The sequence below is a fragment of the Amphibiibacter pelophylacis genome (assembly GCF_037688875.1).
GTDB classification, from domain to species: Bacteria; Pseudomonadota; Gammaproteobacteria; order Burkholderiales; family Burkholderiaceae_C; genus Amphibiibacter; species Amphibiibacter pelophylacis.
In genome coordinates this window covers 18,577-39,225 of record NZ_JAWDIE010000018.1, presented here as the reverse complement: position 1 = coordinate 39,225, position 20,649 = coordinate 18,577, and the positions used below count along the sequence as shown (strand labels likewise).

Annotated in this window: 22 protein-coding genes; 1 reads left to right on the top strand and 21 read right to left on the bottom strand. The window is 69.7% G+C overall.

Going from position 1 to position 20,649, the window contains the following annotated elements; genetic code table 11:
* Nucleotides 1-81 precede the first annotated feature (81 nt).
* The 20 genes from RV045_RS11330 to petA form a co-directional block, all read right to left on the bottom strand.
* Nucleotides 82-1,068: a branched-chain amino acid ABC transporter permease gene (locus RV045_RS11330; RefSeq protein ID WP_423235903.1), complete on the bottom strand. Its 987-nt coding sequence runs from the start codon at nt 1,066-1,068 to the stop codon at nt 82-84.
* 19 nt (nt 1,069-1,087) lie between these two features.
* Nucleotides 1,088-1,999, bottom strand: a complete 912-nt coding sequence (locus RV045_RS11325) for a branched-chain amino acid ABC transporter permease (RefSeq protein WP_423235902.1) — start codon at nt 1,997-1,999, stop codon at nt 1,088-1,090.
* Nucleotides 1,996-2,739, bottom strand: a complete 744-nt coding sequence (locus RV045_RS11320; protein WP_423235901.1) for an ABC transporter ATP-binding protein — start codon at nt 2,737-2,739, stop codon at nt 1,996-1,998. The genes RV045_RS11325 and RV045_RS11320 overlap by 4 nt, the downstream gene beginning before the upstream one ends.
* The gene (locus RV045_RS11315) at nt 2,736-3,548 is read right to left on the bottom strand and encodes an ABC transporter ATP-binding protein (protein ID WP_423235900.1); all 813 of its coding nucleotides are present in this window, start codon (nt 3,546-3,548) and stop codon (nt 2,736-2,738) included. The genes RV045_RS11320 and RV045_RS11315 overlap by 4 nt, the downstream gene beginning before the upstream one ends.
* A 34-nt stretch (nt 3,549-3,582) precedes the next feature.
* Nucleotides 3,583-5,658 carry a caprolactamase subunit alpha gene (gene capA, locus RV045_RS11310; RefSeq protein WP_423235899.1) on the bottom strand — a complete coding sequence of 692 codons (2,076 nt, stop codon included), beginning with the start codon at nt 5,656-5,658 and terminating at the stop codon, nt 3,583-3,585.
* A 66-nt stretch (nt 5,659-5,724) separates the two neighbouring features.
* Nucleotides 5,725-7,476 carry a caprolactamase subunit beta gene (capB, locus tag RV045_RS11305; protein ID WP_423235898.1) on the bottom strand — a complete coding sequence of 584 codons (1,752 nt, stop codon included), beginning with the start codon at nt 7,474-7,476 and terminating at the stop codon, nt 5,725-5,727.
* 159 nt (nt 7,477-7,635) lie between these two features.
* Nucleotides 7,636-8,601, bottom strand: coding sequence for an AraC-like ligand-binding domain-containing protein (locus RV045_RS11300; protein ID WP_423235897.1), 966 nt, complete (start codon nt 8,599-8,601; stop codon nt 7,636-7,638).
* A 130-nt stretch (nt 8,602-8,731) separates the two neighbouring features.
* Nucleotides 8,732-10,159 (bottom strand): YfcC family protein, encoded by a 1,428-nt coding sequence (locus RV045_RS11295; protein ID WP_423235896.1) that lies wholly within the window; start codon nt 10,157-10,159, stop codon nt 8,732-8,734.
* A gap of 12 nt (nt 10,160-10,171) precedes the next feature.
* On the bottom strand, nt 10,172-10,945 hold the full coding sequence (locus RV045_RS11290; protein ID WP_423235895.1) for an IclR family transcriptional regulator: 774 nt from the start codon (nt 10,943-10,945) through the stop codon (nt 10,172-10,174).
* Nucleotides 10,926-11,801, bottom strand: a complete 876-nt coding sequence (locus tag RV045_RS11285; RefSeq protein WP_423235894.1) for an N-formylglutamate amidohydrolase — start codon at nt 11,799-11,801, stop codon at nt 10,926-10,928. Before RV045_RS11285 ends, RV045_RS11290 begins: the two co-directional genes overlap by 20 nt.
* A gap of 119 nt (nt 11,802-11,920) precedes the next feature.
* Nucleotides 11,921-12,472 carry a class I SAM-dependent methyltransferase gene (locus RV045_RS11280; protein WP_423235893.1) on the bottom strand — a complete coding sequence of 184 codons (552 nt, stop codon included), beginning with the start codon at nt 12,470-12,472 and terminating at the stop codon, nt 11,921-11,923.
* A gap of 10 nt (nt 12,473-12,482) precedes the next feature.
* The gene (locus RV045_RS11275; RefSeq protein WP_423235892.1) at nt 12,483-13,331 is read right to left on the bottom strand and encodes a lysophospholipid acyltransferase family protein; all 849 of its coding nucleotides are present in this window, start codon (nt 13,329-13,331) and stop codon (nt 12,483-12,485) included.
* A 3-nt stretch (nt 13,332-13,334) separates the two neighbouring features.
* On the bottom strand, nt 13,335-14,633 hold the full coding sequence (locus RV045_RS11270; RefSeq protein WP_423235891.1) for a dihydroorotase: 1,299 nt from the start codon (nt 14,631-14,633) through the stop codon (nt 13,335-13,337).
* Nucleotides 14,630-15,589 (bottom strand): aspartate carbamoyltransferase catalytic subunit, encoded by a 960-nt coding sequence (locus RV045_RS11265; RefSeq protein WP_423235890.1) that lies wholly within the window; start codon nt 15,587-15,589, stop codon nt 14,630-14,632. Before RV045_RS11265 ends, RV045_RS11270 begins: the two co-directional genes overlap by 4 nt.
* Before the next feature lie 26 nt (nt 15,590-15,615).
* Nucleotides 15,616-16,173: a bifunctional pyr operon transcriptional regulator/uracil phosphoribosyltransferase PyrR gene (gene pyrR, locus RV045_RS11260; protein ID WP_423235889.1), complete on the bottom strand. Its 558-nt coding sequence runs from the start codon at nt 16,171-16,173 to the stop codon at nt 15,616-15,618.
* Nucleotides 16,170-16,616, bottom strand: a complete 447-nt coding sequence (ruvX, locus tag RV045_RS11255; RefSeq protein WP_423235888.1) for a Holliday junction resolvase RuvX — start codon at nt 16,614-16,616, stop codon at nt 16,170-16,172. Before ruvX ends, pyrR begins: the two co-directional genes overlap by 4 nt.
* An 8-nt stretch (nt 16,617-16,624) precedes the next feature.
* A complete protein-coding gene (locus tag RV045_RS11250; protein WP_423235887.1) occupies nt 16,625-17,203 on the bottom strand; it encodes a YqgE/AlgH family protein in 579 nt (192 codons plus the stop codon).
* A gap of 9 nt (nt 17,204-17,212) precedes the next feature.
* Nucleotides 17,213-17,482 (bottom strand): hypothetical protein, encoded by a 270-nt coding sequence (locus RV045_RS11245; RefSeq protein ID WP_423235886.1) that lies wholly within the window; start codon nt 17,480-17,482, stop codon nt 17,213-17,215.
* Nucleotides 17,479-18,801, bottom strand: coding sequence for a cytochrome b (locus RV045_RS11240; protein ID WP_423235885.1), 1,323 nt, complete (start codon nt 18,799-18,801; stop codon nt 17,479-17,481). Before RV045_RS11240 ends, RV045_RS11245 begins: the two co-directional genes overlap by 4 nt.
* A gap of 2 nt (nt 18,802-18,803) precedes the next feature.
* Entirely contained in the window at nt 18,804-19,424 is a 621-nt protein-coding gene (gene petA, locus RV045_RS11235) for a ubiquinol-cytochrome c reductase iron-sulfur subunit (protein WP_423235884.1), read from the bottom strand.
* A 190-nt stretch (nt 19,425-19,614) separates the two neighbouring features.
* Here petA and mscL point away from each other — a divergent pair, with 190 nt between their 5' ends.
* Nucleotides 19,615-20,049 carry a large conductance mechanosensitive channel protein MscL gene (mscL, locus tag RV045_RS11230; protein WP_423235883.1) on the top strand — a complete coding sequence of 145 codons (435 nt, stop codon included), beginning with the start codon at nt 19,615-19,617 and terminating at the stop codon, nt 20,047-20,049.
* A gap of 88 nt (nt 20,050-20,137) precedes the next feature.
* Here the strand turns inward: mscL and RV045_RS11225 are convergent, their stop codons facing one another.
* Entirely contained in the window at nt 20,138-20,599 is a 462-nt protein-coding gene (locus RV045_RS11225) for a hypothetical protein (RefSeq protein WP_423235882.1), read from the bottom strand.
* Nucleotides 20,600-20,649: the final 50 nt, after the last annotated feature.

Genomic DNA, 20,649 nt, shown 5'->3' with positions numbered 1-20,649 from the left:
CTCCTAGTGTTTTCGGGATGGAACGGGGGTCAGGTCAGCAGGAAAAGAGGGAGGGCGGGAAGCAGGGAAGGCGGGAAGACGTCAGCGCGTCCACAGCCCGTGCGGGCGCACGATCAGCATCACGATCATCAGCAGGCCGATGGCGATCTCCTGCGCGCCGTGCGGCAGCGCCAACGTGGTGCTGCCCAGGGTCACGCCCGCCTCCAGGCGGGTCAGAAGCTCCATGAGCAGCGAGATCAGCACCGTGCCGCCCACCGCGCCGCGCAGGCTGGACATGCCGCCGATGACCAGCATCGCCAGCGTGATGAAGGTGCGCGGCAGGTAGTACTCGTCCGGGCTGACCACGCCCAGGTACTGGGCGTTGAGCGCTCCGGCGGCGCCGCAGACCAGGGCGCTGAGCACGAAGGCGATCAGCTTCATGCGCAGCGCGCGGATGCCGCAGGACTGCGCCGCCACGGGCTCTTCGCGCACCGCCTGCAGCGCCAGTCCCCAGCGCGAATGGCGGTGGATTTCAGCCAGCAGCAGCGCCAGCAGCGCCACGCCCAGCGCCTGCGGAATGCCCACGGTGGTGGGGACGCCGACGATGGAACTGGTCCCCGCCGTGACGCTGTCCCAGCTGGAATAGACCACGTTGAAAATCGCCAGCAGCGAAAAAGTGGCGATCGACGCCGCGATGCCCGTCAGCCGCAGGATGGCGATGCCGGTCACTGCGGCGGCCACGGCGGCCAGCGCGCCGCCCGCCAGCGTGGCCTGCCACCAGGGCAGCGACAGCGCCTGCAGCCACTCGGGCAGACCGCCCAGCACAAAGGGTTTGATGGCCGGATCCATCGTCAGCCAGGCGGCGGCGTAAGCGCCCACGCCCATGAAAGCGATGTGGCCAAAGCTGATCACACCCGACTGCCCGACAAAAACAAACAGGCCCAGAACGGTGACGACGCGGATCAGCCCTTCGGTCAGCGTGCGCTGCAGGCCGGGCGCGGCCACACTGGCCAGCGCGGCCAGAGCCAGCAGCACGGCGGCCAGGAGCAGCGCATCGCGGTGGCGCGCGGCCAGGGAGGATGGGTTCATGGCGGAATCTTCCTCGGGGTCAGATGCGCTGGCGCACCGCAGAAGTGACAAACAGGCCCTGGGGTCGCCACAGCAGCAGGGCGATCACGCCCAGATAAACCAGGGCATCGCGGAAAGGGCGGGCATCCAGCGGCAGCACCATCTGCAGCGCGGTGCTGACCGCGCCCAGCAGAAAGCCGCCCAGCACCGCTCCGGCCAGGCTGCCCAGGCCGCCGATCACCGTGGCGACGAAAGCCACCAGCATCATCGGCCCGCCCATGCGCAGGTCCAGCACGCCCGACTGGCTGGTCAGAAAAAGCCCGATCAGTGCGGCCAGCGCGCCGCTCAGGCCAAAAGCCAGCAGGATGACGCGGTTGGCGCGCACGCCCAGGGCCCGTGCCATGGCGAAATCTTCGGCGGCGGCGCGCATCTCCAGCCCGACGCGGCTGTGACGCAGCAGCATCACGAGGCCCACCAGCAGCGCCAGCGTCACCGCGATGATCAGCAGCTGCAGCCCCGGCACGCTGGCGCTGCCGATGGGCACCGGCTGGCTCAGCGCAGGCCACAGGTTGATTGATTTGGGCCGCGAGCTGTGCAGCATCAGCAGCGCGTTCTGGATGACGAAGCCCAGCGCAAACGAGGCGATCATGGTCGCGGTGGGCGAGGCGCGGCGCAGTCGCCGGAAAATCAGCGCCTCGGACAGCATGGCCAGGCCCGCGCCCAGCGCCAGTGTGGCGGTCACCAGCAGCGGCGTGCTCCAGGCGCCGATCAGCAGCGGCGCAGCGGCGGCCGTGGTGGGCGCGATCAGGCCAAAGACCGAGAAGGTCATGACATCGCCGTGGGCGAAGTTCACGAGGCGCATCACACCAAAAATCAGCGCGATGCCCAGCGCCCCGAGGGCGTAAAGGCTGCCCAGCGAGAGGGCGTCAAACAGCAGCTGCAGCAGGTTCATGGCGGGCTCTCCAGGGCGGGGCTGTCGTCGCCGAAATAGGCGCGTTCCAGCGTGTCGGCGTCGATCTGGCTGGCCGGGCCGCGCAGCACGGCCTGGCCTTCGCGCAGCAGCACCAGCGGGCTGGACATGGCGGCGGCGCGGCGCGAGCTCTGTTCCACGATCAGCAGCGACAGCCCCTGCTCGGCCTGAAGCTGGCGCAGCGTGGCGTAGACCTGGTCGGTCACCTGTGGCGCCAGGCCCAGCGAGGGCTCGTCGATGACCAGCAGGCGCGGGCGGCCCATCAGCGCGCGGGCAATGACCAGCATCTGCTGCTGGCCGCCCGACAGCATTCCGGCCGCCTGCTGCAGGCGCGGCTGCAGCATGGGAAAGACCGCCAGCAGCCGATCCAGATCAGCGGCGATGCCCGCGCGGTCGCGCCGCCGAGTGGCGGCCACGCGCAGGTTGTCGATCACGCTCAGGCTGCCAAAGACGTGGCGGCCTTCGGGGATCATGGCGATGCCGCGCGCAGCGATGTCCTCCGGGCTGAGCCCGGCCAGGCTCTGGCCCTGCCACAGCAGCGCGCCGCTGGCCGGGCGCACCCAGCCGATCAGCGATTTGCACAGCGTGGATTTGCCCGCGCCGTTGGGGCCGGTCAGCATCAGCGTGCTGCCTTGCGCCACGTCCAGCGAGAGACCGCGCAGCGCCACAGTGCTGCCGTAGCGCACCGTGAGATCCTGGACGCTCAGATCAGCGGCGCTCATGCGGCCGCTCCGGCAGAGCGGGGCGAGGCCGCGCTGCTGGCGCGGTCTTCGTCCACGGCGGCGGCCATGCTGCCCATATAGGCTTCGCGCACGCGCTCGTTGCGGTGGATCTCGTCAGGCAACCCTTGGGCGATGACGCAGCCGCTGTCCAGCACCACCACCTCGTCGCACAAGCCCAGCACCAGGCGGATGTTGTGCTCGATCAGCAGCACGCCGCAGCCCACGCGCTCGACCAGGTGGCGCACCAGCGCGTCCAGCTCGTGCGCTTCCGGGTCGCTCATGCCGGCGGCGGGCTCGTCCAGCAGCAGGTAGCGCGGGCGGCCCATCAGCGCGCGGGCGATGCTGACGCGGCGCTCGTCGGTGTAGGGCAGATCGGCCGCGCGCAGCGGGGCCAGCGCGCCGACCTGCATCTCGTCCAGCAGGGCCTGCGCCTCGCGCCGCGCCTGCGCACGGTTCTGGCCCAGGCCGACACCGGCGGCTTCCAGGTTCTCCTGCACCGTCAGGTTGGCGAACAGGCGCCCGCCCTGGAAGGTGCGCGCCACCCCCCAGCGGCGCAGCGCGTCGGCGCTGAGGCTGCGCAGGCTCTGCCCGTCCAGCCGCACCTCGCCCTCGTGGGGCACCTGAAAGCCCGACAGCACGTTGACCAGCGTGGTTTTGCCCGCGCCGTTGGGGCCGATCAGGCCGGTGATGCGCCCGCGCTGCAGCGTCAGATCCACGCCGCTGAGCGCTTTCAGGCCCTGAAAGTGGACGCCGACGGCATGCGCCTGCAGGCCGCTGGCGCTGTCCGATGAGGTCGCGAAGGAGGTCATGGCGGTGGCCTTTGCTGCAGCGGCGCCCGGGCGCTCAGGCGTCCTGACGGGTGATGACGTAGGTGCCGCTGGCGTGCAGGCGCACGCGCCAGCCCGGCTGGACGACGATGGTGGTGGTGGGCTCTTCGATCACCACCGGGCCGTCAAGCAGGTCACCGGCGCCCAGGCGCTGGCCGTCATAGACTGGCGTGCGCGTGCGGCTGCCGTCGCCGGCAAAGACCATGTCGCGCTCGCCCGAGCGGGCGCTCTGGGCCTGGCCGCCCGCCGCGATCTGTCCGGGCTGCACGGCGCCGGTGCGGCCGGAAACGGTGGCTTCGATGTTCACGATTTCGATCAGGCTGTCGGGCTCGTCGTAGGTGAAAAGCTGGCGGTGCAGGTCGTTGAAGCGCTGGCGAATCTCGCCCAGCGTGTCCGCGCTGATGCGCAGATCGCCCAGATCGACCGTGCACTCGTGCACCTGGCCGACGTAACGCATGTCCATGCTGCGCTGGACGTGGATGTCCTTGCGCGCCAGGCCTTCGCTCTCCAGCGCCTGCACGGCGTCGGCTTCGAGTTCGGTGAAGCGCTGCTCCAGCCCGGCCAGGTCGGCGCGTTCGTCCAGACGCATGGGCGTGGCGGCCATGCGGTTGTAGCGGATGTCGGACAGCAGCTGGCCGAAAGCGCACAGCCCCGAAGCCAGCTTGGGCACCAGCACGGTGCGGCAGCCGATCTCCTGCGCCAGCGCGGTCAGGTGCAGGCCGGTGGCGCCGCCCGCGCCGATCAGGGCGAAATCGCGGGGGTCGTAGCCGCGCTCGATGGACACGCGCCGGATGCCGTTGACCATGCTGTTGTTGACGATGCTGTACATGCCGTGCGCGGCGCGCTCCAGGCTGATGCCCAGCGGCTGCGCCACTTCGCGGGTGATGGCGTCAGCGGCGGCGCTGGCGTCGATCTCCAGGCGCCCGCCCAGCAGGTGCGTGGGGTTGAGGTAGCCCAGCACCACATTCGCATCCGTCACGGTGGGCAGCGTGCCGCCGCGCTGGTAGCAGGCCGGGCCAGGCTGCGCGCCCGCCGACTGCGGCCCCACATTGAGCACGCCCAGCGCGTCGATCCAGGCGATGGAGCCTCCGCCCGCGCCCAGCGTTTCGACCTGGATCATGGGCGAGCCGATGCGGTAGCGCAGGAAATCGATGTCCTTGCTGATGTTGGTGCGGCCCTGGTGGGTCAGCGTGATGTCGAAGGACGTTCCGCCCATGTCCACGGTGATGTAGTTGGCCAGGCCCAGCGGCTCGCACACCCAGGCGCCCGCGCGCGGCGCCGAGGCAGGCCCCGAGTTGATGGCGTTGACCGCGCGCGAGACCATCACGTCGCGGGCCGCCATGCCGCCGTTGCTCTGGAAGTAGCGCACCGGCACGCGCACGCCCTGATCGCGGTAGAACTGGTCGATGCGGTCCACATAGGCTTTCAGCACCGGGCCCAGATAGGCATTGACCACGGCGGTCGAGGTGCGCGTGTACTCGCGCATCTGCGGAAAGACCTCCAGACCCGACGACACGTAGACCTCCGGCAGCAGCTCGCGCACCAGCTCGGTGACGCGGCGCTCGTGCTGGCCGTTGGCGACGCTCCACAGCAGCGACACGGCCACGGCCTGCACGCCCTCGCGGCGGAAGGTCTCGCAGGCGGCGCGCACGTCGTCCTCGTTCAGCGGCGTGCGTATGCTGCCATCGGCCAGCACGCGCTCGCGCACCGGCAGGCGCAGGTGGCGCTCGACCAGCTGGCGCGCGGGCGGGTAGTCGGCGTCGTAGCGGTAGCCTTCTTCCTTGTGACCCAGACGGATCTCCAGCGAATCCTCGTGCCCGGCGGTGCAGATCAGCCCGGTCTTGACGCCCTTGTGCTGGATCAGCGCGTTCAGCGCCACCGTGGTGCCGTTCACGCACAGCGTGGTGTCGGCCAGGATGTCGGCCACCGGCCGCCCCAGCTTCTCGCTGATCTGCGCCAGGCCCGCCGCGATGGCCTGCGTGCCGTCCTCGGGGGTGGAAGTGGCTTTGAACAGGTGAACCTGGCCCTGGTCATCGGCCAGAACGAAATCGGTGAAAGTGCCGCCGGCGTCTACGCCCAGTCGATAGCTCATGGTGTGTTTCTTTCTTCAGAAGGGGGAAGGGGCCCGGGAGCCCGTTCAGGCGATGGAGGCTGCGGCTCAGGCTGAGGCCGTCAGGCGCGCGCCGCAGGGGCGGGCGGTCCAGGTGGCGGTATCGACCTCGACGCCGTACTCGTCGCGCGCGGCGGCGACCGAGACATAGCCGTTGCGCACGTCAGCGACCACGCGCTCGATCTCGCGCTGCAGCGGTTCGCCCCAGCCGCCGCCGCCCGGGTTGATGGTGGCCACGCGCTGGCCCGGCTGCAGGGTCATGATGGCGTTGGTGCGCATGACTTCCTTCACCGCTTCGCCGTCCTTCAGCTCGACGCGGCCGACCTTCAGCTCAGGCCGCGCGCTGCGTGCGCCCTGGGCGCCAATGGCCGGGTAGTGGCGGCCTTCGCCGAAGCTGATCGCGGTCATTTCGTGCGCCAGCGGTTCGACCTCCCACACCGTGGCGCAGCCGCCCCGGTGATAGCCCGCGCCGCCGCTGTCGCCCACGAGGCCGTAGCGGTGGATCTGCACCGGGTAGGAGTATTCGAGGATTTCGATGTCGCCCGAACTGAGCGCGCCAAAGCAGCACTGCGGCCCGACCGAATTCCAGCCGTCCATGCTGGCCGTGGCCCCGGCGCCGCTGATCAGCGAGGCCAGCACCATGGTCACGTACTCCTCGCTGTTGCGCGTGTCAAAGCCCGCGATGTTGATGCCGCTGCTGTGTCCCCAGGACCCCACGGCGCGCTCGGGCGCGGCCTGTTCCAGCGCCAGACGCACGGCGTCGGCCAGGGTCTCCATCGGCGTGGTCGTGCAGTTGACGTGCGGCGCGGGTTCGCGGGCGTTGCACAGCGTGCCCTTGGGGCCGAGGTCCAGCGTCACGCAGCGGTACAGGCCCTCGTTGTAGGGCGGCGCCACCTTGGCGAACATCATCAGGCCCAGGTAAACGCCCGAGTAGGAATTGCCCTCGTAGCTGTTGATGAAGTAGGGCACCTGCGGCGGGCTGTCGATGCGGATGTGGCAGTTGTCGCCCCGGATGTCCACCGTGGCGGTGATGGGCAGCTCGCCCAGCCCGTGGCCCGCGTCTTCCAGCACGGCGGTGGCGGTGTAGCGGCCGTCTTTCACGCTGGCAAAGAGCTGGCGCATCGAGCGGTCGGCCATGGCCAGCAGCTCGTCGCTGCAGGCCTGGACTTCTTCCAGCCCGTATTTTTCGACCAGCGCGATCAGGTTGCGCTCGCCGATGGTCACGGCGCCGTACTGCGCCTTCAGATCGCCCTCCCAGTCCCGGCGCGAACGCACATTCGACAGAATGAACTGGATCACGTCCTGGCGCGGCTCGCCTTTGCTCCACAGCTTGACGGGCGGAATGCGCAAGCCTTCGGCGAAGATTTCCTTCGCATCGGGGTTGTAGCCCGCCGGGACCGGCCCGCCGATGTCGGTGACGTGGCCTTTGCACACGCTCCAGAACACCAGCTTGCCCTTGTAAAACACGGGCTTGTACATGGTGCAGTCCAGGATGTGGCTGCCCATCATGGCCGGGTCGTTGTGGTAGATGACATCGCCTTCGTGGATGTCGTCGCCAAAGTAGGCGGCCACGGCTTTCATGGCTGGCATCAGGCCGCCCAGGTGGATGGGAATGTCCTGGCCCTGCAGGATCATTTCGGCGCGGTGATTGAACAGCGCGTTGCTGTAGTCGTGGGCCACGTTGAACACGCTGGAGCGGGCGGTTTTCTCCAGCGTCAGCGTCATTTCGCGCTGGGTGGTTTCCAGGGTGCCGCGCACGACGGCGAGAGTGATGGGGTCGACGGACCGGTTCGTTGCCATGGATGCTCCTCCTTGCACAGGCCGCAACAGGCGGCGCGATGTCAGGAATTGTGGGCAGCGAGGCCGGTTCGGACTTGTGCGGGCGTGCACCACGGCTTGTGCGTGGGTGCAGTGCGGGGAGGATTTTCCCCAGGCCCTTCGTGACCTGGGGTGGCCGGTTCAGCTTTTCAGGACAGGCGGCGTCTGGCCGGGCTGGACCTGGCTGGGCGGCAGACCAAAATGGCGCCGGAAAGCCGTGGAGAACTGCGCCGGGTCGCCAAAACCGCAGGCGTAAGCCACCTGCGCGACGCTGCGCCCGCTGCTGGCGCGGGCCAGCTGCTCCCACGCGGCCTGCAGGCGCAGGCTGCGCACCCACTGCGAGACCGATTGCCCCGTGTCGCGGAACAGGTCGTGCAGGTAGCGCAGCGAAATGCCGCAGGCGGCAGCGATGCGCTCGGGCGTCAGATCGGGGTCGGTCATGCGCTGGCGAACATGGGTTTCGATGCGCGCCAGGTGCGCGGCCCGCACCGAGGACAGCCCCGACTGCAGCGCCGAAGGCTCGTCCAGCAGCGCGGTGGCTAACAGGTCGATCAGTTGCTGGCCCATCAGCGCGCGCGTTTCCGGACCCTGCTGCGTGCAGTGCCGGGTGATGAGCATCAGGTAATCGGAAAACAGCTGCCCGGCACCCTGGGTGGTGTCGAAGTGGCGCGCACAGAAGCGGTCCACCGGCCCGGCCCGGCTGCGCAGCGCCGCTTCGGGCAGCTTGAGCACCAGCATGCTGTTGTCCTGGCCGTAATCGAAGCGGTAAGGTTCGTCGCCATGCTCCAGGATGAACTGGCCGGGCTGGCACAGCGTCTCGCGGCCCATCTGCGCGAACTGCACCGGCGTCAGGCGCGGCAGCGTGACCAGGATCTCGCCCGTCGGTCCCTGCTGCGCCAGACGCGCACGGCGGTAGCGCAGCGGGCTGCTGGCCAGCCGCGACAGCGAGACCTGGCCCAGCGACCAGGCCTGCAGCTCGCCCCGGAATTCCTGCTGCTGCACGCCAAAATCCAGCTGCAGCTGGAAGTAGGTTTGCGCAATCACCTCCCGCCAGTAGGCCGAGGCCTGGCGGCGTGGAACCGTCGCGGTGCTGTGGTACTGGTTCATGGGGGCGGTGGGCTGGCGGGTCCAGACAGAATAGCCCGCGATGGTGCGGCCCGCCAGTGGCCCAAGGCCATCGGGGTTAACCCGCGTCCGCCACCCTCATCCGCGCTGCCTTGGGCGCCTGCGCCGCCCGTCAGTAGCCCGTGGTCACGGCAAAAGCCAGCGCCAGGCCCGACATCACCAGCAGGATGAGGAACAGCGGCAGCACAAAACGCAGCCACTGGCCGTAGCCCACGCGCGCGGCGGCCAGATAGGCCAGCAGCATGCCCGAGGTCGGCGTGATCATATTGGTCAGACCGCCGCCCAGCAGAAAGGCCAGCACCGCCGTCTGCCCGCTCACGCCCGACAGCTGAGCGATTGGCGCAATGATGGGCATGGTCACCTGCGCTTTGCCGGACACCGAGGGGATGAACACGTCCAGAAACATCTGCACGCCCATCAGCCCCTGCGCGACCCAGACCGGCGCGTGCTGGCTGACGGCGCTGGTGGCCAGGTGGACCAGGGTGTCCATCACCTGGCTGCCATGCAGGATGATCTCCACCGAGGAGGCCAGACCGATCAGCAGCGCGGCCAGCATCATGCTTTTCATGCCGTCCACAAAAGCGTCGCAGGCATCGCGCGGGGCCAGCGCGCCCAGGGCAGCGATCAGGGCACCCAGCAGCAGGTAGAAAGCGGCCAGATCCAGGTTGCCCCAGTGGGCGTTTTTCACCCCCACAACCAGCGCCACGCAGGCGCCCAGCAGCACCAGCAGAATGGCACTGTGCCGCCAGGAGAGACGGGCTGCCGCATCCTGTGCCCGCTCAGGCGGCGCTCCCCGAACCTGGCGCGCCAGGCGCAGCACGTACAGGATGCCCACCGCCATGAAAATCACGAAAAGAGCGATGCGCAGCCCCATGCCGCTGAACAGCGGCACCCCGGCCATGGGCTGGGCCACCGCCAGCGCAAAGGGGTTGGTGACCGACGCGACATAGCCGATCTTGGCGGCCACCGCCACCACGGCCAGGCCGAACAGCGGCGGCAGCCCCAGGCGCTCGGCCAGCAGCACCATCACCGGGATCAGCACCAGATACTCCGAGATGAAGCCCATGAAGGTGCTGCCCAGGCCCAGCACCAGCATGAGCACCGGGACCAGCACCCGAACGTTGCCGCCGGTCACGGCCAGCAGCCGGTCCAGCCCCGCATCGACCACGCCGGTGCGGCGCATGACGCCAAACATGCCGCCGACAAACATCACCATCACGATCAGTTCAGCCTGCTTGGCCAGACCCTGGGGCACGGCATGGACCACCGTCAGCAGGCTGGCGGGCTGGGCCACGGCCGCGTTGTCCTCTTTGCCCGGCAGGTGGACGGCCAGCAGCTGTCCCAGCGATTCGGGCTTGGCCACCACCTGGTAGGTGCCCGGTACGACCAGCTTGCCCTCGCGCTGGAAGTGCCCGGCGTCCAGCCACCAGGTCAGCGCCAGGGCCATGCCCAGCACCCACAGCATCACCACCACGGGATGCAGCAGGCGTTTGTGGCCGTGCGCGGCGGCGGGCGTCGTTGTCGGAAGGGCGGTGTCCATGAAAAGCTCCTGTCAGAAACCCAGATCGGAAGAAAGATGGCGGCTGCTGCGCTGCAGCTGGCCGCTCCACTGCGCCAGAACGTCCGGCGCCACGCTGGCGCCGTCGGTGGACAGGCTCAGCGAGGCCACGACCGCGCCACTGGCGTCGCGCACCGGCACGGCGATGGCCAGACGGCCGTGGGCGCGTTCGCCCTGGCTGATGGCCAGCTCCTGCTGCTGCACGCGCTGCAGTTCGGCGCGCGTTTCGCGCTCCCACCAGGCGGCGTCGCGGCCCTGCAGCGCAGCCTGCTGCGCGATGAAGCGCTCGCGGATCTCGTCCGGCGCATACGCCAGCAGCACCTTGCCCGAAGCGCCGGAAAACAGCGGCCGCCGGTTGCCGACCAGCCGGGACAGCGCCAGTTCCTGCTCGCGGTCGGCGCGGGCGATGCAGACCGATTCCAGCCGCTCCCGCACGCGCAGCACCACCGTCACCCCCAGCTGCGCGTGCAGCGCCTGCATGTGCCACTGCGCGCAGCGCACCAGCGCGCTGTCCTGCACGGCGGCCACGCCCAGCACGAAAGCCTGCGGCCCCAGGCGATAGCCGCCGGGACCGGCGCTCAGGTAGCGGCCGTGCTGCAGCGTGCCCAGCAGCCGGAAGGTGCGCGATTTGGTCAGCCCGGCGCGGCGCGCCAGTTCGGCCACGCCCAGGCCGGGCGCTTCGGCGACCAGATCCAGCAGCTGCAGCGCGCGCTCGACCGCATCGATGCGGTAGCCGGGGGGCGTCGTGTCAGAGGCTGCGGGTGACATGGTCGATCAGCGCGCGCGAAAAATCGTCCAGGCGGCGCTGGAGTGCCTCAAAGCCCGCGTGCGTGGCGTGGCGGCTTTCGTCCAGGTACAGCGCGCGGTTCAGCTCGATCTGCACGCTGTTCACCCCCTGCGCGGGCGCGCCGTGGGCCAGCACCAGATCGCCGCCCTGGTAGGGGTCGTTGACCTGGACCGAGAAGCCGCGCTCGCGCAGCGCATCGGCCACCCAGGCGGTGAAGGCCGGGTCGGCCGTGCGGCCCAGACCGTCGCTGACCACGATATCCGGGCGCTGCGCGCCGCGGTCCACGTTCATGGCGTTGCCCTGCGCCTTCATTGAGTGGCAGTCGATGTGCCAGACGCGGCCGCCCGCCTGCTGGCGCTCGTGCAGCAGCCGCGCCAGCGCCTGGCGGTAGGGGCGGTAGTAGCGATCCAGCCGCGACTGCACCTCGGTCACGTCCAGCAGGCGCTGGTACATGGGGCGGCCGGGCAGGATGTCGCGCCGGATCAGGCCCATGCCGCGCAGCGTGTAGGCGCGCGGCTGCAGCGGCTCGGGCCAGGGCTGGGCCAGAAGCTGGGCGTCGATGTCGTCAGCCGCCCGGTTGGGATCGATGTAAGCGCGCGGAAAACAGGCCGCCAGCAGCGTGGCACCGCGCCCGACGGCGGGCAGCCACAGCTCGTCGACGAAGGCGTCGCAGGAGCTGGCCAGTTCGGCCTCGGTGGCGACGGTGCCGAAATCGTCCGGCAGGGCGAAGCCGCTGTGCGGCGAATCAAACACCAGCGGCAGGGCATCGCCCAGCGGGGCATGGATGACGAAGGGCTCGGCGGGGGCGGGCTGGGCCCGCAGGATTTTCGAAGACATACACAGACCACTCAATGACACGGTCCGAGTATGTCAGCGCGGGGCTTGTGCTCCCATCCTGCGCAACCCGCAGGATTTCGTTTCGACAGGTGAAACGGTGGACTGATTTCTGCTGCGATTCACGTGCGCCGCAGCACCAGCACCCGCGCGGGCGGCACGTTGCGCAGCACCAGGTGGCTGCTGACCAGGTGAAAGCCGGGCTGGCGGCGGAAAAAGCCCGGGTTGGGGCTGTAGGTGTACTGCACCCAGAGCTGGCCGGGGCGCAGCAGGCGCGCGTACTGCTGCGAGATATCCTCGCGAACGGACGGCGGCAGGCTGTAAAAAGGCACGCTGGAGATGATCACGTCGGCCGCCGGTTCCAGGCTGTCGGCGGGCAGGGTTTCCACCCCGGCGCCGATGACGTGCGCGCCGCGCAGTGCCGGATCGCGGCGAAGGATGCCGCAGAACACGGGGTTGATCTCGACCAGCGTGGCCTGCGCCGGATCGCTCAGGTGCGGCAGGTAGTGGCGGGTGATGACGCCGTTGCCCGGACCGACTTCCAGCACGCGGCTGTCTGGCGTGAGCTGCGCCGAGGCCACGATGTGGCGGCACAGGTAGCGCGAGCTGGGCGCCACCGATCCGGTGGTCTGGAAATGGCGCAGCGCCGTGTGCAGAAAAGCCAGGGGACTCATGGTGGCCGTCTCAGGAAGCCAGCGGGGCAGTGCTGCGGGCCGCATCCAGCGTGGCCAGCGTCGCGCTGATCTGCGCGTGGGCGTCGCGCGCCAGCTGGTTGCGGTCGGGGGCGGAGGTGTCGGGGCTGGCCGGGGTCGTGTCCAGCGCAGGCAGGAAGCGCAGCTGGCAGGTGACGTGCGGTGCGCACAGCACCCGCCAGACCGACTGGGCGAAGCTGACATCGCCACCGAAATAGGTGTCAGGACAGTAGCCGCCACTGGCGTTGGCGTAGCGCAGCGCCAGCGGCTGGATGGGCGCGCCCGACTGCAGCGCCGACTGGAAGAGGTTGCCGTAAAAGCGCAGCACGGTGTTGCCTTCGCCCGTGGTGCCTTCGGGGAAGAAGCCCATCACTTCGCCCTGCTGCAGGCGCTGCGTCAGATCGCTGACCATGCGCCGCGCGTCGCTGCGCTTCTCGCGGCTGATGAAGAGCGTGCCGCTCAGGGCGCACAGCGTGCCGACCAGCGGCCAGGAGCGGATCTCCGATTTGGCGACAAAGCGCGCAGGTGTGCGGGCGTTGATGGCCATGATGTCCAGCCAGGAGAGGTGGTTGGCCACCACCAGCACCGGGCCGGGCGCAGGCTCGCCCGCCACGTCCAGCTGTACGCCCAGGGCGCGCAGCACGTCGCGCGACCAGTTCATCAGCACCGCGTCGCGCTGGGCGGGCGTCAGTTCGGGAAAGCGCGTCAGCGCCAGCCGCCCCTGCGCGAAGACCGTGAGCAGGCGCACCCCGCGCCAGACGGCGCGCAGGGCGCGGGCCGGGGTCACAGGCTGGCGCGCGGGCGGCCAGGGCGCGGGCGCCAGATCATTCGTGTCGTTCATGCTTCAGTTCAGTGTGCTGGCGGTGTAGGCCGCATGACCGGCGACCCAGGTGGCGCGCACCTGGCCGGGCAGTTCCCAGCCTTCGAAAGGGGTGGACCGGCTCTGGCTGACCAGCCGCTCGGGCGTGACGGTCTGGCGCACGGCCGGATCGACCAGGCACAGGTCGGCCACACCGCCCTGCACCAGGCGCCCCAGGCTGGCGGCCAGCGTGCTTTGGCCCAGGCAGGCGGCAGCGCGGTGCGTCACTGGGGCCAGCGCCTGCGCGGGCGTCAGGCCCGCCAGTTCACCCCAGCGCAGCGCCAGCGGCAGCAGCAGCTCAAGGCCCGTGGCGCCCGGGCTGGCGCCGTCGAAAGCCTGCTGCTTGTCTTCGGCCTGCGTCGGCGTGTGCTGGCTGACCAGCGCGTCCAGCGTGCCGTCCAGCAGGCCCTGCTGCAGGGCGTCGCGGTCGCGCTGCTGGCGCAGCGGCGGGTGGATGCGCTTGCGCGTGTCGAAATAGCCGATGTCGATTTCGGTCAGATGCAGGTGGTTGACGCTGGTGTCGGCGGTCACGGGCAAGCCGCGCGACTTGGCCTGGCGCACCAGCGCCACGCCCGCTGCGCTGGAGATCTGGCACAGGTGCACGCGCGCCCCGGTGGCCTGCATCAGCTCGAAAATCGTGTGCAGCGCGATGGTTTCTGCCGCTTCAGGGAAGCCCGGCAGCCCCATGCGCGTGGCCAGCGCGCCACTGGCGGCCACGCCCCGGCCCAGCCACGGGTCCTGCGGACGCAGCCACAGCGTGTAGCCAAAGGTGGCGGCGTACTGGAAGCTGCGCATCAGCACCTGCGTGTCGGTGATGGGCACCTGAGCCTGCGAGAAACCGACGCAGCCGGCCTCGGTCAGCGCGGCCATTTCGGTCAGTTTCTGCCCGGCCAGGCCCTGCGTCAGCGCGCCCAGCGGGAAGAGGCGGCATTTGCTGAGCTTGCGCGCGCGCAGCTTGAGCATCTCGACCAGCGCCGTCTCGTCCAGCACCGGGTCGGTGTCGGGTGGGCAGACCAGGCTGGTCACGCCGCCGACGGCGGCTGCGCCGAGTTCGCTCTCCAGCAGGCTGGACTGGCCGTGGCCCGGAGCGCCCAGACGCGCGCACAGGTCGACCAGGCCCGGCAGCACCCACAGCCCGGTGGCATCGACGCGGTTCTGCACCTCGAAACCGGCGGGGACTTCGCCCAGCGCCACGATGCGGCCGTGGCTGATGGCCAGGTCGCCGATGCGGTCCAGGCCGCTGGCCGGATCGATCAGGCGGCCGTTGTGGATCAGCGTGTTCATGCCATATTCCCTGCGATGGTGCCCATCACCGCCATGCGCACGGCGATGCCGAAAGTGACCTGCGGCAGGATCACGCTGCGCTCGCCATCGGCGACGCTGGACGCGATCTCCACGCCCCGGTTGATGGGGCCCGGGTGCATGACGATGGCGTCGTCTTTGGCCCACTGCAGGCGCTCGGGCGTGATGCCGTAGGTGCGGAAGTATTCGCCGCTGCTGGGCAGCAGGGCGCCGCTCATGCGCTCGCTCTGCAGGCGCAGGGTGATGATGACATCGACGTCTTTCAGGCCTTCGCGCAGGTCGTGGCAGACGCGCACACCCAGCGGGCGCAGGCTGTCGGGCACCAGCGTCTTGGGGCCGACAACGCGGATGTCGGGCACACCCAGGGTGCTGAGCGCGTGGATGTCCGAGCGCGCCACGCGCGAATGCGCCACGTCGCCGACGATGGCGACGCTGAGGTTGTGGAATTCTTTCTTGTAGTGCCGGATGGTCAGCATGTCCAGCAGGCCCTGGGTGGGGTGCGCGTGCTGGCCGTCGCCTGCGTTGATCACGTGAACGTGCGGCGCACAGTGCTGCGCGATCAGGAAGGGCGCGCCGCTCTGGCTGTGCCGCACCACGAACATGTCGGCCTGCATGGCCGACAGGTTGGCGATGGTGTCCAGCAGGGATTCGCCCTTGGCGGTGCTGGATCGGGCGATGTCCAGGTTGATCACGTCGGCCGAGAGGCGCTTGGCGGCGATCTCGAACGTGGTGCGCGTGCGCGTGCTGTTCTCGAAGAAGAGGTTGAACACGCTCTTGCCGCGCAGCAGCGGCACTTTCTTGATTTCGCGCTGGTGGATGGACAGGAAGGCTTCGGCGGTGTCCAGCAGCTGGGTCATGATGGCCTTGGGCAGGCCTTCGGTGCTCAGCAGGTGGATCAGCTCGCCGTGGCGGTTGAGCTGGGGGTGTGGGGCGGGCATGTCGTCAGAATCCAGATCAGTTCGGGTCAGGCGCTGCGCACCAGCTCCCAGCGGTAATCCTGGGGCGCGGCGCGGCGCTCGCCCAGAGGCTCCAAGGAGAGGCGGCAGTCGGTCGGCACCGCCAGGCGCTGTCCGGCGCAGGTGGCGGCGATGGGCAGCTCGCGCCCGTTGCTGCGGTCCAGCAGCACGGCCAGCGCGATGCTGGCGGGGCGGCCGAAATCGTGCAGCTCGTTCATGACGGCGCGCACGGTGCGGCCGGTCTGCAGCACGTCGTCGACCAGCAGGATGTGCGCGCCATCGACCTCAAAAGGCAGGCGCGTGGCGTCGGTGCTGGCGCTCAGTCCGCGCTGCGCGAAATCGTCGCGGTGCAGGGTGCTGGAAATGCAGCCCGGCTCGCCCGCCAGGCCCAGATCGGCATGCAGGCGCGCCGCCAGCCACACACCGCCCGCCCACACGCCGGTCACGTGCACGGCCTGGCCCGCGCGCTGGGCCAGCCAGTCGCGGCACTGGGCCAGTAGCTGCTGGTAGGCCTGGTCGGGCGCGGGCAGGTCGCGGCCCGGATCGAAAGAGGTCGGCGGGGTCATAGTCGGTCCAGATATTGCTGCAGGATGACGGCGGCGGCGCGCGCGTCGATGCTATGGCTGGCGCGCGAGCCGCTGCCGGCCTCGGCACCTGCGGCCTCGCAGGTGCTGTAGCGCTCGTCTTCCAGGTGGATGTCCAGGCGGCAGCGGCCGCGCAGCTGGCGCGCAAACCGCCGGGCGCGGGCGGTGTTGATGTGCTCGGCGCCGTCCGGGTGAAAAGGCAGGCCGACGACCAGCGCGGTCGGCTGCCATTCGGCGATCAGGGCGTCCAGCGCCTGCCAGTGCTCCTGGCCGCGCACGCTCAGGGTTTTGAGCGCCTGGGCGCGCCGCATCAGGGTGTTGCCCACGGCCACGCCGATGTGGCGCGTGCCGTAATCCAGCGCCAGCAGCGTCTGGTCCGGGCCGCTGCGCGGCGCCGGGTCGGGAAGATTCTGCACTGGCGTCATCCGGCGCGTCAGGCGTGGCCGCTGACGCTGCTGAGCTGCGCCGGATCAAAGCCCAGCAGCGTGAACGCTTTTTCGTAGCGCTGCTCGATGGGCGTATCAAAAATGATTTCTGGTTTGGCCTGCACCGTCAGCCAGCCGTTGCGGCCGATTTCGGCCTCGAGCTGTCCGGCGTCCCAGCCGCTGTAGCCCAGCGTGACCAGCACGCGGTGCGGTCCTGCGCCACTGGACAGTGCTTCCAGCACGTCGCGGCTGGTCGTCACTTCCAGGCCGCCGGGGATGGACAGCGTCGAGCCGTAGCCCGTGGGTTCGTCGCCGATGCGTTCGTGCAGCACAAAGCCGCGCTCGCTCTGGACCGGGCCGCCGTAATAGACGGGCAGGGTGGAGATTTCGTCCCGGGTCAGCGACAGGTCGATGCGCTCGAACAGGCTTTTCAGCGTGATGTCGATGGGTTTGTTGATGACCAGACCCAGCGCGCCCTTGTCGTTGTGCTCGCACAGGTACACCACCGCGCCCGAGAACAGGGTGTCTTTCAGCCCCGGCATGGCGATCAGGAAGTGGTTGGTGAGGTTGATGGGCTCGGACGTCATGCCCGCATTCTAGTCGGTGTCGCTGGGACGGAGGGTCCAGTGTCGGGTCCACCCCCAGACCGCAAACGTCCACAGCGCCAGCCCCAGCAATACGCCCGCCCCCAGTGCCCGGCGCTGGCCCGGGGTGGGCGCCGTGGCCAGCGTGCCGCGCACGGGCTGGGCGGCGGGCGCACTTGCGCTGTGCACAGGCGTGGGTGTAGGGGCTGTCGTGACTGGCCCGGCGGCGGCCACCAGAGCGGCGAGCGCCACCAGCAGCAGAGCCGTGGCCAGGCGCTTCATGGCCGCCCTCCCGGCGCGCGGCCGCGCGCGCTCCACAGCGGCATCAGCGCGAAAAAGCCGTAGTAGTACAGCGTGCCGGCCTGCGCCAGGCGCAGTGTCGTGTCTGACGGAGGCCATTGCCCGCACAGGCCCAGCAGCAGCACATCCAGCACCAGCAGGGCGTAAAGCGCGCTGTGCCAGCGCGGACGGTGGCGCAGCGAGCGCTGCGGGCTGCGGTCCAGCCAGGGCAGGGCGGCCAGCAGTGCCACCGCGCCCACCAGCACCGCCAGGCCCCAGAAGCGCGCGTCCAGAACCAGCAGCAGGACGATGCTCACGGCGGTCACCGGCAGCACGCGGGCGCGGCCCATGTCGCTCAGCCCGCCGCGCCACAGCGCCCAGACGGCACCCAGGGCCACCGCCACGCTGAACACGATCAGCAGTGTGGGCGTGGTAGCGCGCAGCAGGGCAAACAGCGGCGAAAAATACCAGGCGGGCGCGATGTGGTCGGGCGTCAGCATGGGATTGGCGGGGAGATCGTTCTGCGGGTCGTGCAGCAGCGCACCCAGCGCTCCGCCCAGGTCCGGCCCGAAGAACACCAGCGCGGCGCCCAGCAGCAGGGCGATGGCCAGCGCGCGCAGGCCGTGCGCCGTGTGGTGGGGGTGAAAGGGCACGGTGGGCAGGGGCTGCTGCGCCGGGTCTATCCCGTCCGGGTTGCTGGGCCCGGCCACGCGCAGGCAGACGATGTGCAGCACCACCATCCCCCCGATCAGCAGCGGCAGCACAATGACGTGCAGGGCGTAAAAGCGCGTCAGCGTCACGCCCGAGGCGGTGTGGTCGCCGCGCACCCACAGCAGCAGATCGGGCCCGACGCCAGGCAGGCCGCCCAGCAGCCCGGTCACCACCTGCGCGGCCCAGTAAGACACCTGGCCCCAGGGCAGCGTCTGCCCGGTGAAGGCCTGTGCGGCCATCAGCGCCATCAGCGCCAGGCCCGTCAGCCAGACCAGCTCACGCGGGCGCCGGTAGGATCCATACATCAGCCCGCGCCACAAATGCAGCGCCAGGACCACGAAGATCGCCGAAGCGCCCACGCGGTGCGCCTGCAGCAGCAGCCAGCCCCAGGGCACTTCGCGCGCCATGCGCTGCACCGAGGCATGCGCCTCGTCGCCCGACGGCACATAGTGCATGGCCAGGAAAACCCCGCTGACGCCAAGAATCGCCAGCGCCGCCAGCGCCAGCAGGCCAAAGACGTACCAGACGTTGAGCGTGGCGGGCACGCGGTAGCCGCTGATGTGCTTCGCCCAGAAGGCGCGCAGCGGCAGGCGGGATTCCAGCCAGTCCATGCTCAGGCGGCCTGGGCCGGGGTGTCTTCGCCCAGGATCAGCTCGGTGGCCGAGGCAAAGCGGTGCGCTGGCACGGCCAGATTGTCCGGCGCAGGCTGGTCGCGGAAGACTCGCCCGGCCAGGTCAAAGGTCGATCCGTGGCAGGGGCACAGAAAGCCGCCCGGCCAGTCAGGCGGCAGGCCAGTGCCCGCGCCGGGCGTCAGGCGGTCCAGCGGCGTGCAGCCCAGATGGGTGCACACGCCGACCACGACCAGCCACTGCGGCAGCAGCGAGCGCGTGGCGTTGCGCGCGCCCGTTGGCGTGATGCTGCCCGGCCGCTGCGACTGCGGATCGGCCAGACGCGCCAGCAGCGCCGGGTTGGACAGCGCCGCCACCTGCTGCGGCGTGCGGTGCACCACCCACAGCGGCTGGCCCAGCCAGGTCAGCGACAGCTTCTGCCCGGGCGCCAGGGCGGCCAGATCCACACGCAGTGGCGGCGGATGGCGCAGGTGCTCGGGCGGCAGCAGGCTGCCCGCCAGCGGAATCGTGGCCGCGACGCCGCCCACGGCGCCCAGGCCGCAGCTCAGCGCCATCCAGCGGCGGCGGGCGGGATCGGTGGGCGGGGGCGGTGTGGCAGGTTTCATGCAGGACTGATTCTAGCCGCCTGCTTCTTGTGATGATTTGTTCACGCCTGCGCACCGCCGGGGCGACAGCCCGGCCACGGTTTTAACGCCGCCGCGGCACGGCTGCCGCTGTGAGTCGGATGGGGTGCAATACGCTGTCATACTTGCGCCACTCTTTTACCCCAACCCCTATACCCCCAAGGAGTTTTTCATGAGCATGGCATCCGAATTCAAGGACTTTATTGCCAAGGGCAATGTGATGGATCTGGCCGTTGGCGTGATCATCGGTGCGGCCTTTGGCAAGATCGTCGATTCGCTGGTCAAGGATGTGATCATGCCCATCGTCAACTTCATCACGGGCGGCCAGGTGGATTTTTCCAACCTGTACGTTGTGCTGCGCGGTGGTGACAAGGTCACCGAAGGCATGAAGCTGGCCGACGCCCAGGCCGTGGCCAACGTGCTGGCCTATGGCAACTTTGTCACCGTGGTCATCAACTTCCTGATCCTGGCTTTCGTGATTTTCATGATGGTCAAACAGGTCAACCGCCTGAAGAAGGAAGCGCCGGCCGCCCCGGCTGCTCCCGCACCGACGCCGGAAGACATCGTGCTGCTGCGCGAGATCCGCGATTCGCTGAGCAAGCGCTAAGCGCTGCCAGCCGGGGCCTTGCGCCCCGGTGCTGCTTCGGCAGTTCCGCCCACCCGGCCTGCGTCTGACGACGCTGCGCCGGGTTTTTTTATGGCCGGGGTTTATGGCTGGATTTGCGGGCGCCTGATGCGTTCGCGCGGCGCCGGGCGCGCACCAGCGCCGGAACGCCCCACAGCACCAGCGCGCCGGTGACAAAGCCCATCGAGGCGCCCAGCACGCGGCTGCCGTAATGCGCCTGGCCCAGCCAGGCAGCGCCCATGCCGGACAGACCGGCCAGCAGCAGGTGAACGCCATCGCGCAGCAGGTGCAGGGGCAGCCGCTGGGGCAAGGCCCGGCGTGGCGGAAGCTGGCGCGGCGGCACCGCGATGGCGGTGGGTTGGGCTGCTGCGGCATCCGCGACCCGTACGGCAGGGGCGTCAGCGGTCAGGTCGTCCTCGCCCGGCGCCAGGGCGTGGCGCTCGCGGCTGTCGTCGATTTCGGTGTCGGCCCAGGCGGGATCACCGGCCATTTCGGGCGGCACGGACAGGGCGGTTGAAGCGGGCGGGTTCATGCGCGCGCATCATGCCACAGGCCCCCGCTGCCGGGCCGCGCCTATGATGG